This is a genomic window from Cohnella faecalis (assembly GCF_003570905.1).
Lineage (GTDB): Bacteria > Bacillota > Bacilli > Paenibacillales > Paenibacillaceae > Cohnella > Cohnella faecalis.
Genome location: NZ_QXJM01000049.1, coordinates 62,780 through 77,003, shown reverse-complemented (window position 1 = coordinate 77,003; position 14,224 = coordinate 62,780). Strand labels below are relative to the sequence as shown.

At 56.5% G+C, this 14,224-nt stretch carries 9 protein-coding genes and 1 pseudogene; 2 read left to right on the top strand and 8 right to left on the bottom strand.

The annotated features are described in order from the left end of the window. Positions 1–18: 18 nt before the first annotated feature. From D3H35_RS27325 to D3H35_RS33075, 8 genes and pseudogenes are all read right to left on the bottom strand, one after another. Positions 19–543 (bottom strand): phage tail protein, encoded by a 525-nt coding sequence (locus D3H35_RS27325; RefSeq protein WP_119152284.1) that lies wholly within the window; start codon positions 541–543, stop codon positions 19–21. 22 nt (positions 544–565) lie between these two features. Further along, the gene (locus D3H35_RS27320) at positions 566–1,075 is read right to left on the bottom strand and encodes a phage tail protein (protein ID WP_119152283.1); all 510 of its coding nucleotides are present in this window, start codon (positions 1,073–1,075) and stop codon (positions 566–568) included. Positions 1,076–1,088: 13 nt separating this feature from the next. After that, a complete protein-coding gene (locus D3H35_RS27315) occupies positions 1,089–1,592 on the bottom strand; it encodes a phage tail protein (protein WP_119152282.1) in 504 nt (167 codons plus the stop codon). Positions 1,593–1,645: 53 nt separating this feature from the next. Then, positions 1,646–2,161, bottom strand: a complete 516-nt coding sequence (locus D3H35_RS27310) for a GNAT family N-acetyltransferase (RefSeq protein ID WP_119152281.1) — start codon at positions 2,159–2,161, stop codon at positions 1,646–1,648. Positions 2,162–2,508: 347 nt separating this feature from the next. Next, a complete protein-coding gene (locus D3H35_RS27305) occupies positions 2,509–6,711 on the bottom strand; it encodes an S-layer homology domain-containing protein (protein WP_233568193.1) in 4,203 nt (1,400 codons plus the stop codon). A 2-nt stretch (positions 6,712–6,713) separates the two neighbouring features. Beyond that, positions 6,714–8,510 carry a carboxypeptidase-like regulatory domain-containing protein gene (locus D3H35_RS27300; RefSeq protein ID WP_119152279.1) on the bottom strand — a complete coding sequence of 599 codons (1,797 nt, stop codon included), beginning with the start codon at positions 8,508–8,510 and terminating at the stop codon, positions 6,714–6,716. Positions 8,511–8,624: 114 nt separating this feature from the next. Further along, a pseudogene (locus D3H35_RS35155) lies at positions 8,625–8,723 on the bottom strand (hypothetical protein); the annotation flags it as partial. A 32-nt stretch (positions 8,724–8,755) separates the two neighbouring features. Further along, the gene (locus tag D3H35_RS33075; protein ID WP_119152278.1) at positions 8,756–12,163 is read right to left on the bottom strand and encodes a PD40 domain-containing protein; all 3,408 of its coding nucleotides are present in this window, start codon (positions 12,161–12,163) and stop codon (positions 8,756–8,758) included. A 366-nt stretch (positions 12,164–12,529) separates the two neighbouring features. Between D3H35_RS33075 and D3H35_RS27285 the strand changes: the two genes are divergently transcribed. Both D3H35_RS27285 and D3H35_RS27280 read left to right on the top strand, forming a co-directional pair. Next, positions 12,530–12,916, top strand: a complete 387-nt coding sequence (locus D3H35_RS27285; RefSeq protein WP_199728626.1) for a MarR family winged helix-turn-helix transcriptional regulator — start codon at positions 12,530–12,532, stop codon at positions 12,914–12,916. Between the two features lie 49 nt (positions 12,917–12,965). Then, positions 12,966–14,222, top strand: coding sequence for an MFS transporter (locus D3H35_RS27280; protein ID WP_119152276.1), 1,257 nt, complete (start codon positions 12,966–12,968; stop codon positions 14,220–14,222). Positions 14,223–14,224 lie beyond the last annotated feature (2 nt).

Genomic DNA, 14,224 nt, shown 5'->3' with positions numbered 1-14,224 from the left:
AATGCCCCCGATCAATCATTAAGGTTTAAGTGGATATACGCCCTCTAGCGAAATAATGAAGTTCATTGTCAAATAGGGCTGAAGGTTATTATGAGCCTGATTGCCGCCGGTCGGTGAAATAGCCATCGGATTCATCGGAGTATCGACATTATTCGAATATATTTTTCTCGCCGTCTTCGAGCTGCCCGGAGAGGTTGCCCATATCGCCTGGGCTGCCGAGCTTTGGCTAGCTGTAGTTTGAATGAGAGGAACATGAGTATGATTAGGAATCTGCGATTCTAACAGCGTAACCGTGTTCTGCCCGCCGCTCGTGGCATATGGACGCGGCGTCAAGCCGGGGCCAGTGCCTTGATGCATAGGAGCCGTACCGCGGAGGTCCGGAACTCCAAAAGTTGTTCTGCCGTCTCCGCCATATGTTTTGCCTAGAATGGAAAAAAGAGCTTGGTTGCTTTGAACGGGCAACAATGATCCATCGCACAAAGCCCAGCCGTTCGGCGCATATTTTCCAGCGAAAATACGAATTTCTCCTACATAAGGGTCCATTGTTTGTCCTCGCTCCCTGTAGTTAGTTTGGTTTTGGAGGGTAATATCCCTCAACCGCTATACAATAATTTATAACCAGATAAGGCTGCATATTGGAATGCGGCTGACTCGCCCCCATGGACTGAAGCGCATTCGAATTCATCGTAGTATTCGCAGTTGGCTCATAAGAAGTAACCGCTGGAGCTGCGGACTGCGTTCCCCACGCATTTCCTAACGGGGTAGCTGAAGTGGCATCCGCACCGCCCGTTGCTTCGTGGGTGTGAGCCGGCATTTCATTAATCGTAAGCGTATGTGCCGCCTCTCCCCCTGCCGCCCCCACAACGCTCGCGTTATTCGTTTGGACGGGCACGCTGCCCTGCAAGTTCGGAACAGCAAACGTTGTTTTGCCGTCTCCCCCATAAGAATTACCCAGCAAAGTAAAAAGAGCCTGATTTTGTGAAATACTCAAAAGTTGACCATTGCACTGAACCCAGCCCTGGGGCGGATAATTAAATGCAAGCAAACGAACCTCTCCAAGAAACGGTTCTGCCATCGTTAACTCCTCCTTAGCTACTATGTTGGGGATAAATGCCCTGCAGCGCGATAATGAACGTTAACACGGAGTACGGCATAACATTATTGTGCGCTTGATTGCCGCCCGCCGAACTGACGGTTAGCGAATCCATCGTTCCGTTCGAGCCTGCTGTCGAATATTGATTCAACGTACTTCCCGCCCAGAAAGCATTGCTAGGACTGTCGCTCGTACCCGGCAACGAATTCGCGTTTACAACGTGCGTATGAGCCGGAAGAGCCGCGAGATCCAAAGTTACCGTTTCCGTACCTCCTTTGGAAGCAAAAGCATAAGCACTGCTCATATGTATAGGGAGCCGCCCGCGCAAATCCGGCAAAGCGAAGGTTGTTTTGCCGTCTCCGCCGTACTTCGCCCCTATCACTGCGAACAACAATTCATTTCCGCTTACCGGAAGGAGTTGTCCATTGCACATTGCCCACCCTTGGGGCGCGTAATTGCCGGAAAATATCCGAATTTCACCAACATATTGATCGCTCATTGATAGACTCCTCTCATTAATAAATCACCTGTCTGGTTGTAAAACGATCCCCCTTAAGCTGTGTCGACTCCATTCGAATTCCACTCCATTGCTATATAGGGAAATTGATGTCCGGTTTCACGAAATCCAAGACGCGCATAAAGACGCCGCGCAGGATTATCCGCCAAGACATTCAATCGAATGGGTTTATTAGCAGAAGCCGCCTTCCGCTGCAATTCTCTTATTAGAAGGCTTCCTATGCCTTGGCCGCGAGCAAGGGGAAGCAGCGCCACGTCGACCAATACGACGGCTTCCTCCGTATTTGCCGTAAGCATTCGCCCTACACGCCTGCCTTGATCGGCAACGATCTCATAACAAGCATCGGGATAGCGCGCTTGATAAGAAATTTTCTGCATCTCATACTGCATGCGAAGAAAACGGTTCAATTCTTGCTCGGGCCAGCCCAAATTCGCAAATTCGTCAAGCCTTGAGCTTGCATAAATCTCGAATAGGAATTCATCGTCTGCATCTTGAGACCGCAGAAGCGTCAGTATAATTACACCCCCTTTCAAATGAACCATATGAACCATATGGGTTAATAGTTCCAATAGACTAAATTGTTAAATATCAATAAGTCTATTTGTTTATTAAATATATCATATTATAGAATAAAATAGAGAAAAAGGATAAATAAGAAAAATCCGATTTTGTCGAACTACCCCGAATCGATGGATGTAGTTCCAAAGTATACCAAAGCGCTCTAAACAAAAAATAAACATTTGGACTCAGTCGCATGGAACGTTCGCTCCCAGCCCTATCCATTAATGACTTGCGGCTTGCAAAAAAAAAAATTGCAACGCAAAAAAATCGTCAAGGAAGAACCGCAAAACACCTCCGGGCCGCATATTGGCCGGAGGTGTTTTATGTTCCTGTCCTTCTATTTTCTTTGGATCACCAGACCGAGCGCATCCAGTGTGCGGAGCACGACGGCCGCAGATTCGGCGCGTGTAGCGGTCGCACCCGGATTCAGCTTGCCTCCGCTGCCTTTCAGCAACCCGTTCTGTACGACGTAGGCGACTTGCAGCCTTGCCCAACCGGATACATTCGCGCCATCCTGGTATTCGCCAAGCAGCGTTGCCGCATTCAGCTTGATCTCCGGGTCTGCGCCCAGGACGCGGAAGAGCATGACCGCCATCTCCTCCCGCGTGACCGGATCGTTCGGACGGAATTTGCCGCCAGAGCCTTGCACAATGCCGGCCGCTGCCGCCTGGGCGACCGCTTCCGCAAACCAGGCATCCTGCGGAACATCCGAGAACGCGACAACTGCGGAATCCGATTCTGCCCCGCCAGAGATCAGCGGCAAGAGCATCTTCACGAATTCGGCCCTTGTCACTTTGCCGTTCGGACGGAATGTGCCGTCCGGACGGCCAGAGACGATATGCCGGGCCGCCAGCGCTTCGACATCGCTGCGGCTCCAATGGCCGGTCAGATCGCTGAATGCGTATTCCGCGATCAGCACGGCATAGACGCCAGGCTCCGTCACCTCTGCCGAGACCGTTCCGGCCGAGCCGTCTGCGACGCCGCCCTCGTAGATCCATTTTCCTTTATCCGCCGCATCCCGACGGTACAGTCCCAGCTTGCGAACATCCGCGCCCTTCAATTGCGCGGCATCGTACGTCATCGTCAGCTTGATCGGCGAGGACGGCTTGCCTCCCGTATCGAGCTTCCAGCCATAAGCTTCGGAAACCTCCCGCAAATGCGAATCGGTTGGCGCTGTCCCCTTCCCGGCCTTCGAGACCGTCACCTTCTTCGCCGTACCCGCCGTGCTTCCGCTTCCCGGCAGCCGCAGCTTCAGCTTGCCCTCGAAGAAGCTCAGCTCGCCTCCGGCTTCGCCCAAATCCGCGTTTTCCGTCGAGTCGTCGCGTTCAGGCTGCTGCTGTTCGCCTCCGGTGTTGCCGGAACCGGGATTGCCGCTGCTCGGAGCCTTCGTCGTCACGAACAACGACTGCTGCGGAGAGGAGTTGCCCGCGATATCGACTGTCCAAATCCGAACCTCATACGCCGTAGAAGGCAACAATCCGCTCACCGTATAATTGCCCTTGCCTTTGGTCACAGCAACCGGTTCAAGCGCGAACGCCTCGCCTTTCTTCGCCCACTGCAGCTTAACGGCGGACAGATCGCTGTCTGCCGGGTCTTGCCAGGCGACTTTCACAGTCGTATCGCCAGTCGTGACAGCACCTGCTGCGACAACCGGCCCCGGCGGCGTAATATCGGCTTGCGCTTGCTGCTGCGCCCCCGTTACTGCCGTCGCCTTCGCAGAGCTGTAGTTGCCAGCCGCGTCATACGTACGAACTTCAATCTCGTAGGTCGTACTGCCGCTCAACCCTTCCAGCAGGACAAACTTCCGATCCGCAGGAACCTCTATCGCCGTTCCTTCCCCCGCAGCCCCTTGCGCCTTGTATACGACGACAACTTTAGCGAGATCAGGGTCGCCCTGGAGCTTCCATGAGATCAACGCCTCGTTGTTGTCCGCCTCCGTCGTCATCTCGACAGCAGGCGCGGGAGGTATCGTATCCGATTCCGTTATTTTCACCTCGGTCTCATAGACCTCACCCATCGGAACGCCCGCATAGCTCTGCACGGCGCCATCCACGATAACCGTATACGTATGGCCGTTCGCCAGTGCGGCCGACGGGGTGAACCGGACACGCTTCGAGGCATCCCCGCCGCCCGCGCTCACTGGATCGACGAGCGTCCATACGCCGGCTGCGTCGGTATTCGTCTCGGGGTCGACGACCGCAAACAGCGTGCCCGATACCGTATCGCCCTTGATCGGCCGGTCGAACAGAATGTCGATATAGCTTCCGCCCGGCGCAGTCTCGACTTTGACCGGCTTCGCCGGCAGTATCGAAACCATAGGAATATTGACGTCGAAGTGCGGCGGCAGCACCGTCAGCTCTTCGCTCTCGGCAGGGAGATAGCCCTCTTTCTCATAGAGCACCTTCCACTTGCCCTCCGGCACGTCCCAGGCATATCTGCCATCCGCATCCGTATAGAGCGGGTTCTCCTGCCCGTACCAGTCCGAATCCCAGACTTCCCACTGGCTTGCCGCCGCATTCCAACGCAGCGCAGTCGCCTTGACACCTTCGATCCGATCGTCCTCCGTCACCTCGTACACGTAGCCGCTAGGATCGTAAATCCATTCGGGATCGGCTATTTTTTTGTTCGGCTTCTTCGGCACTTTGCACGTTTGATTAATATCGTCGTTCAATTTGGTTATCCATCCCGCAAGCTGAGCGTCCAGCACTTTGCCGATCGCATTGCTGGCAATGAACAGCGCAATGGTGCCTATTCCGAATGTGGCCGGACCGGCGACAGCCCCGGCCACCATAATGCCGGCCTTCGTTAATTCAACAGCAATAAGATGGTTTTTCAAAAAGTTAATATGATCAAGGTAAGCCGGAACCAGATAAGGATCGCAATATCTCGACACTTTGTCCATCAGGTATTCCAAATCCGTGAGCGTATCGCCGCTTCCCCTGCCGTCATAGATGCTGTAGGCGGCGTCGATCGCTTTCCACGTATTCTGTCCGGCGGCGGACTCGAAGGCCAAACCGACACGGGCGGCTACGACGCCGATCGCTGCGTTCAACGCCTTGACCGGCGCAGGCTTTTTCGCGGCTCCGGACACGCCGGACAGCAGCTCCGCATACGAATGCGTCTGCGCTCCTGCTGACATTAGCGCCAGCGCCTTCTGCGCATCCAATCCCGCAGAGAACTGATCGGCCGGCAAATATCCCGTCAGCTCGATACGAAGCACACCGTCCGAGAACGATTGATTCATTCGGAATCCGTACAGCGGCACGCCCGTCTCCTTCTCCAATGCCAAATCGTTGGCGTTCGGGGCATACGTCGTCCGTTCAAGCGCAGCGCTGACACGGACTCTGGCATCGCTCTTCGCGCCAGTCAACAATCCGGTGTAAGCCATCGACTGCTTGCGATCCCCTCCTTCCCTAGGGGAGATGTAGAGATCCTCCTGGCGCGCATCCCTGAATGCGGGAGGCAACTGCTCCCTTATTTCCGCCGCTGGCGGCGGCGTCCCTCCGATGCTCTCCCCGGATTCCCGGGTACTGTAGTCGATGCCGATCGCTCCCGGCGACACCGCGTTAATCACCGCTTGAAAGACGCCGTCCTTGAGACTGGCCGGGACGCGAGTCTCTCCGATATAAAAGGCGACATCGCGGGCCAGCTCCGGACGGTTAAACTTCAACGTCGCGATAAAAGGCAAGCCGGGAGCGAACACATACGGAAACCGGATTTCGCCTTCTCTCGGATCCAGCCGTATCGTCCGTCCATCCGGCTGCCTCAACGTGAACTCGATCGGCTCTGCCGTATTCTCGTCATATTGGACGGAGGACCATGCGCTGCTCCAGCGCTGCTCCCCGAGACTCGCCTCGGCGCGAAGCTGCCATACAGCCGTATGGCCTTCGCCATCGATCTCGACGGACGTCGACCAGCGGCCGTTCGGAGCCGTCTCTGCCGTTCCGACGACCCGATCGCCGGCATATACCGCTGCCTTGCTGCCCGCGGGCGCGGTGCCCGTCACGTGGAACCTGCGGTATGCCGTTCGCCGCGGCGCCGTCATCGTCAACCGTGCAACGGCCGCCCGCGCGAATCCGATCTCTTCCTCAACCGGCTTGCCGCTCGATTGATACCGGATGCGCGGGGATATATCAAGCGACTCCGAGATCGGTTCATCCGCCACGCGAACCAAATATTGCAGTGAGCCGATTGCTCTGCTTCCGATTGTCCCCAGCGAAACGATATAACGGCCGTCCGCAAGCGCCGGCGTAACCGGCTGGCCGTTCCAGACTACGCTGCCCGGCACAAGCTCGGCATCGGCCGGAACATCGAGAACCAAAACCCCGCCGCTCAGAGATGTTGAGAGATAGTTCGAATAGGATGCGCTTACCCGAAGCATGGTGCCGGGAGCCGGGTTGCTCGTGCCAAGCAGCACGCTGTTGCCCGGCCGGCCGGCAAACGCGCCCGACTCGCCGGCGGACAGCCCGCCCAAATTGACCGTTTCGCCTTCTTGCGCGATAAATGTACGAGTCAGCGTTTTACCGCCCGGCGCGTTCACCTTCAATTCATACGTTCCCGCCCCGGCAACTTGAGCACCAGGCTGCCGGTATAAGCCGTCCGGCTCTCTACGTACGTTTTGTTCGCGCCATTGTCCAGCCGATACAAATATACGCTTGCCGGCGTCTCCGCCAATTGACCGACCGCTTTCGTATTCAAATACGAAAGCCGGAGCACCGCTTCATACTTGAGCTTGTCTCCGATTGTCACTTCCGTGCATGCTTTTCCGTAACCGCCTTCTATGCCGTTCGCGCAAATTTTAACCGATTGTCCGGCCGCCGCGTCAACGAGCAGCGGATTCGAACTGCCCAGCAAACTGGCCGAGCTTGTAATATGAAAGTGCACCATCTCGCGCCAATCCAGCTCGTACGGTCCGATCCAGCTTCCGTTTTCCGTCTCGGTATAAAGCTTAACCTCGAAAATGGAAGGTATTTGCCGGGTATAGCGGATGTCGACCGTCTTTGTCTGGCCGCTGACCGTCGCGACCGTTATAGCCGACGAAGCGAATGCGCCGGCTACTATCGCTTGCGCGTATACGTTCCCTGCCGGAACGCCCAACGTGTATCGACCGGTCGTATCCGACTGCGCCTTATAATAATTCCCTTGGTACCAAACCTGAACCGTCGCGTCCTTCACCGGCTTGCCGTCTTTATCCGTAACCGTCCCGGTCAGCGTAGCGTCCGTCTTTAGCGTCAGCCTAAGGTCCAACCGGTTCAGCCCGCTGGCCAGCGTTACGGTCTGCTCCAGCGAAGCAAATTTCGGATCCTTCGGCGCAGCACGGATAATCGCCTTTTTGCCTACCATCTTTTTGAACGCCGGAAAACTGAGATTGCCGTTCAAGGCAGTGATCCCCGATGCGAGCGGATGCCCTTCCTCATCGGTGACGATGACATGCACATCGGGCGCGGTTCCCGACGGATTATAGATCGCCACGTTTACGCGTGCCGGAAGCAGCGGCTCGGCGCTGACGAGCTGATGGCCGCCTGCGACGATCCGCACCGGGGGAACCGGCACATCATCGAACAGATCGATGCCGCCCGCTCCGCTAAGCGTCAGCGTATAATCGTCCGCTGCGGGCAACCCTTTCAGGGTAACGCTTCGCATTCCCTTTAGCGTCGCGCTCTGATACGCATGAACAGATTTGCTATAAATAGTCAGCAAGCTGTCGTTCGGTAGATCCAGCGCGCCCGTCAGCTCGACGTCGACCGTTCCGCCGACAAGGATAGGCTCGCGCAAAGCTTCGGCCTCTGCCGTCTGTCCATCCTCTTCGATATACCCCTTAAGCGACAGCAGCTTGGCCGCAGCCTCGGGCACAGCGAGCTCGCCTTTGTATACCCCGGTCTCCGCAGCTTCGACAAGAGCCGACTGCAGCGTCCGGTTAACGCCGTTGACATCCAGATAGGCGAGTTCGGCCTTGGCCGCAGCCCCGGCGGAAGCCAGCAGCGTCAGCTTCACCTTGTCGCCCTGACCGGCATGCTGCCGGAAATAGAACGGCATCGTGTAGTTGAAGGAAGAGATGGCAAAGCCGCCGATATCGACCGTCTTCTCGACGGAATACGGAAATGGCTGCCCGTTGCCGTCCACTCCTCGAATGACATATGAATACGTTTTGCCCGGCGCTGCGGACAGATCGGTGTAGCTGCGCGCCGCAGCGTCCGCAACAGTCGCGAGCGTCTGCCAGTCCCCCGTCCCCAGCTTTCGCAAAATACGCAACGCCGAGACCGTGCCCGATCCGGCTGGCGGATCGCCCCAGACGAGCTTCACCTGCGAGCCCTGAACAGTCAACGTCAGATCGGCCAAACCTTCGCCCGCTTGCGTATGAACAGGGGCGCCGGGTCCGTCCGTCGTCCAGACGCCGCTTGCGGATGCCGCCTGTACGGTGAACGTGTAGGCGGTGTCCGACGCAAGTCCGGTTACGACAGCCTCCGTTGCGCCCGCCGGAACATCGATGACGGCAGGTCCGCCGAAAATTTTGTAGCCTCCAGCGGCGCGTTCGGCCGGAGTCCATGTCAGCTTGACGCTGGTTTTGCCGATATCGGAGGCGGTCAGCGAGCTGCCCGCCGCCAGCTTGCGGAAGGCTCGGTCACGGCGATCCGCTGGACATACAGCCCCATTTTGGACCGCTCGCTGCCGCTGACCATATTCATCATCGACGATCTGAAGGCGAAGCGCGTGCCGTCGCGGCTGAGCATGCCGTCCGACGAATAAACCATTATTTTTATCGACGGATCGTAGGGCAAGCTGACCATCGCCGTCTTTTGCTCCAACCGATCCCGCACGAACAGGTTCGTCACATTGTCCGTATCGCCCGGCACGATGTTTTTCCCTTGAGAGGAAAATAGAACATACCGGCCGTCGCCGCTTATGCTGTGCGAGGTTATATAGTCCAGCGTCATCGGACTGCTGGCAGGCACGGTCATGAGCGGCTCGGGCACCGTTCCGGCCGGTGCGGCGCTGTCGAAAACGTAGGACATATAGGAATTGTTTTGCAAAGTAATATTAAAGACGGCATAACGTCCGGAGCTGTCAACCTTCACTGTTCCGGAGTATTTGCGATTTTCGATGAGGCCCGATAACCAGACGAGCTTCGTCGCATTCGGATCGTGCCAATCGTACCAATAGACGTCGAAGTCGGAACTCCCCGTGTCCTCGGGCACGAACGACTTGTGGCTGTTGAATGCGATCGTCTTTCCGTCGGCGCTCAAGTCGATGGAGTCGCTGCTCGCTCCGGGCGATCTGCCGTCCGGCAACAGCAAAGGCTTCAGCTCTCTGGACTCCGTGCCGAGGATTATATTGTAATAGTCGTTGCCCGCCGGCGGCTCATTCACCAAATTGACGGCATTCGTGCTGAAAATGATAGTGCTGCCGTCGGCGCTAATAACAGGCCCCGAGCTGTCTCCGTTCGCTTGGCCGTTGTTTGCCAGAGGAGTGCTTATCTTCGTCAAGGAAGTATCGTCTTCCTCGTCGTAGACGCCGTTGCCGTTCACGTCCCGATTATAGAGGAAAACGTCCCACTTCCCGTTCGTATCCGCCGTCTCCGTCAGATTCGAAGCGCGGGACCCGAATACGATCCATCTCCCGTCATCGCTGATCGATCCGCCGTTTGAATTGCTATTGGCAGATTTGCCCCCCGGAGTCCGGCTGATTAGCTGCGTTGCGCCAAGCTCGGCATCGAATAGGTACAGATCCGTCGTGGGAGTGTACGAATCGCCGGGATTGACGCTGTCGTCGCCTGGAACAATCCCTTGAGCTTCCGTCAGAAACAACGTATACCGCCCGTCGCCGCTAATGTCCGCGATACGGGGAGTATCGCTTCCGGCCGGCCTGCCGTCCGAAGCGCGAACGTCCAAACGCACGATCGCCGGGCCGGCGGGCAGCTTGATCCTAACCCACTCGCTGACGCTGCGGTTGCCGTCGCCGTCCACGATCGCAACGGCGAACTCATAAAATTGGCCGTTTTCCAAATTCGGGACCAGTGCGCTTGCGACGCTTTTCGGGTACAGAACGGATTCGCGCGTCGGCCCGAATTGAGCCGCTCCGAACGTCTTCCGCCAAAACACCTTCGCTCCGACGACATCCGGATCGGACGGGTAGACCCACGAAACTTGGGCGCCTCCGAGAACACCCGCGGCATTCGCCGTCGTCCGCCCCGGTGCCGTCGTCTCGGGCGCCGCCAATGTCGTTGCGGTCGCTTCTGCCGACCATCCCGACCAAGCGTATCCGGAGCTGCCCGCAGCGATTCGATAACGGTGCTCCGTCCCCGGCTTCAGTCCTTCCGCCGCGAACGATGCGCCTGTCACGATGCCTACGACCCGATCGTCCTGCATCACCTTGTAGTACGCGGCTCCGTCGACTTCGGGCCAGCTTAACGACACATAGGCGGCACCAGATGCTGCCGTCACGACGGCCTCCTCAGGCCAAATCGGCGCAGACGCGCCTGACGGCAACGCTGCGGCATAAATATCGATGAAAGAATCCGGATCGGACGAAGACCCCATATTCGTCGCTTTCGTCTCGAACACAATCGTACCTGCATCGGCGCTCAGCGTCGCCCTGTCTGCCGGTTGATCGGCGTTCGCGCCGCCGGCTGTCTTGCTGATCCAGCGCGTCTCGCCCGCCTTTCGGTCGCGGATATAAACGTCGGTCCGCCCGGCATCGGCCGGATCGAAAGCGCCGTCCGTGTGGAAGGAGACGTAGCTCCCGTCCGCGCTGATCGACGGATCGTATACGTCGACGCCCGGCTGGACACCGCCGCTGTCCACGCTCGCCAGCTCCGTCGTACGGTTCAGACGATTGTAAACATAGAGATCCTGAGAGCTCTTCGTATCCGCCGCAACAATGTTGCTCGCCTTGGATAAGTAAGCGACATATTGCCCGTCCGCGCTAATGGCCGGATAGTAGCTGTTGTTGTTGCCGCCTTTGCCGTCCGGTCCTCGGCTGACCTTCGTCATCTCGTCTTTCGCCGCATCGTACAAGTACACGTCGCGGTACTTGGGCGAGTTGTTCGGCACAATGTCGTCCGGCGTAACATCCGGGGACAAGGAGTCGAAAGCGACGAAACGGCCGTCCGCGCTAATCGACAGTCTGGACCGGAAATTCTCGTAAATGTATTTTTGCCTGACGATCAGCTTCGCAGCGTCCGGCTTGCCGGTCAGCGTATTCGGCCTGCGGTCCAAAAGCCATATATCGCACGTGCCTTGGCTGCTGGTCTTGCCCGCATAAGCGACGTATCGCCCGTCTGCACTGATCTGGTACGAGCTGCCCGCTCCGGCGAACTCAGACCCCGGGACATACTCGGCAAGCCGCTGAACGGCGCCAAGCTTGTCGTCATAGAGGAACAAGTCCTCGTTCCGGTTTGTATCTCCGCTTGTCAAATTCGTCGCCTTCGACGTGAACAGGACCATAGAGCCGTCAAGGCTGACGAACGGCGCGTAGCTGTCGCCGTCCGCCTGAACGCCTCCGGCCGCGAGGCTAATCCGTTTGGTCGTTCCGCTCGTGCGGTCGAGCAGGAATATATCTTGCTTGCCATTGGTGTCGCCGGCGACCAGATTGGAAGAGACCGATGCATACGCGACATAGCGCCCGTCACCGCTTATAGACGCCGACTTGCTGTCTCCCGTGCCAGGCGCTCCTTCCGGAGCCGAACTTATCTTTGTCGGCAGCCCGTAGACGGCATTGGTGAAGGATAGTCGTCCCTTCTCTTCGCCATACACATCGTCGCCGACAGACGGTTGATCTTCTCCCATCCCAAGCTTATCCAACAATTCGAGCAGCGACGGGTCAACGCCTCTAGCCTGAACAGGTTCCGCATAGGCTAACTGCTCCAGCCCTCCGGTTACAATTACCGCCGCGAGAAGCGAGGCCAACCCGCTCTTCCAGACGCGCCTCGGCTTCCTCGCCGCTCCTATTCTTTGCTTGCTGTTTGTACCGAATCCAAACTTGCTTTTCAACATCAACGCAAACCTCCTTTACCCGCCTACAATAGGGGGCATTATCACAGCGGCCCGTTTTCCGCGCCTTAAGCGACAAAGCAGCCTGTTACCCAACGCGTGCGGCGGGCGACAGGCCGGAATGAAGCCACGGGCATGCCGGAACAGACTCCTTTTGTCTTCGCTTCCTTTAGCGTAAGGAAGAAAGCGAGCCCCTGCCAGTGAGGTTCTGTCATCATTTTTGTCATTTCGGTCATTAATTCGCAGGACGGTCGTTACCGCTTCTTGACAACTAATATGTTTAGAATCTAAACTAATGTCATGGATACAACACCCCCTTCACATTCTCCCCCTGCAAGTAAGGGGAGCCGAAACCTTGGCCGATTAATTATGCAGCTCCGGAGGCTCGAACGTCATCCTCAAACGTTCGGAGCAGCCGGATCGTTAACGCCAAGCGAGATTCATACGATTGTGGCAATCGGCTACGAGGAAAAGATTCTTATGAGCGAGCTCGCCGCCCGCCTAGAAGTGACGAAAGGCGCGGTCTCGCAGCTTGTCGTCCGTCTGGAAACCAAACAGCTGGTAACTCGTTCCTCATACCCCCATGATTCGAGGGCAGTATTGATTTCACTTACCGAAAAAGGGAAGGAGGCTTATACGGCTCACGAAGAAGTTCATCTTCAGTTTTACGACCAGCTTCGTTCCCGGCTAAGCCGCCAGGAAATCGAGATTTTCGAGACATGCATTGAAAAATTAAACGAGTTTTTGCAAAAATAATTTTTTGTCCATTAGTTTAGAAACTATACTATATGAAAGTCAGTTGGTGATGAACGTGCAGAAGCATTCTTTTCTAATGATGACTGCCATTTGCTTAGGCGCTTTTATATCCCATTTTACAGCGGGCATCGTTAACGTTTCGCTTCCTCATATGACAAAGGTTTTTGAAACGAGTCTGGAATCGATGCAATGGCTAACTACCGGCTACTTGCTCGTTATCGTTTCCCTGCTTCCGGTGATGGGTAAATTGGGCGATCGCTATGGTCATCGTTCGGTTCACAATGCCGGATTCGCGTTGTTCGCCGTCAGCTCCGTGCTGATCGCATTCTCTCCCAATATGCTCGTCCTGCTTATTTTCAGGATGGTTCAGGCCGTTGGCGCTGCCATGTTCCAAGCTACCAATATTGCGCTGATCGCCCTTCATATGCCGAAGGAAAACCGAGGCCGGGCACTCGGCATCGTCAGCACCGCGGTCGCCCTCGGGGGAATGACCGGGCCGGTCGCAGGCGGCTTTATCGCGGAGCGGCTTAGTTGGCACTGGCTGTTCTGGATTCATGTTCCCATCGCCTTCTTGGCAACAGGGTTGGCATGGCGCTATGTTCCGGCTCACGGGCAACAGAGAAAATCGGTGCCCCTTGATGCTGCAGGAATGGTATTGTTTGCGGCTGTAATCGGCTCTGTCCTATTCGGCCTATCGAACGCAGCGGCATGGGGATGGCTGTCCGTCGAAATGATCGTTCTATTCGTCGCAGCTTTCACAGCTTTCCGCTTGCTTCTGTTGCGAGAGTCGCGTCAGGCCGCCCCCTTCTTGCCGCTCAAGGTGTTCCGTATTCCGGCAGTGTCCTTTGGCTTAATTATTAGTTGCGCCTCTTTTGCCGTTGCCAATGCCGTGCTGGTCGCCATGCCCTTTTATTTGTCCGGCGTTGCCGATATCTCTCCGATAACCGCAGGAAAGATTATGATCGCTTATCCGGCGGCTTTAGCATTATCGGGACCGTTTGCCGGACACCTATCCGATCGTTACGGTTCGAGAGCCTTTATGTTTGCGGGGTTCGTATGCATGGGAGCAGGGCTCTCGGTCTTTTCCTTTTTCCCCGATTCGTTACCTATCGTGATCATTATCGGTATTCTAGCAATAATCGGCATGGGAATGGGTCTCATCGCCGCACCGAACAACAGCTACATGATGCAAAAGGCTCCGATAGAGCACGCAGGCTCAATTGGAGGAATGATCGCGCTGACCAGGAATGCGGGCATGGCTCTAGGCGCGGCGCTAGGACTCGGAGTTATGATCGTACCGGGGTAAAC

Coding starts and splice junctions, on each gene's coding strand:
- D3H35_RS27325 (WP_119152284.1), bottom strand. CDS start 543: ATGGACCCTTATGTAGGAGAAATTCGTATTTTCGCTGGAAAATATGCG.
- D3H35_RS27320 (WP_119152283.1), bottom strand. CDS start 1,075: ATGGCAGAACCGTTTCTTGGAGAGGTTCGTTTGCTTGCATTTAATTAT.
- D3H35_RS27315 (WP_119152282.1), bottom strand. CDS start 1,592: ATGAGCGATCAATATGTTGGTGAAATTCGGATATTTTCCGGCAATTAC.
- D3H35_RS27310 (WP_119152281.1), bottom strand. CDS start 2,161: ATGGTTCATATGGTTCATTTGAAAGGGGGTGTAATTATACTGACGCTT.
- D3H35_RS33075 (WP_119152278.1), bottom strand. CDS start 12,163: ATGTTGAAAAGCAAGTTTGGATTCGGTACAAACAGCAAGCAAAGAATA.
- D3H35_RS27285 (WP_199728626.1), top strand. CDS start 12,530: ATGCAGCTCCGGAGGCTCGAACGTCATCCTCAAACGTTCGGAGCAGCC.
- D3H35_RS27280 (WP_119152276.1), top strand. CDS start 12,966: ATGAACGTGCAGAAGCATTCTTTTCTAATGATGACTGCCATTTGCTTA.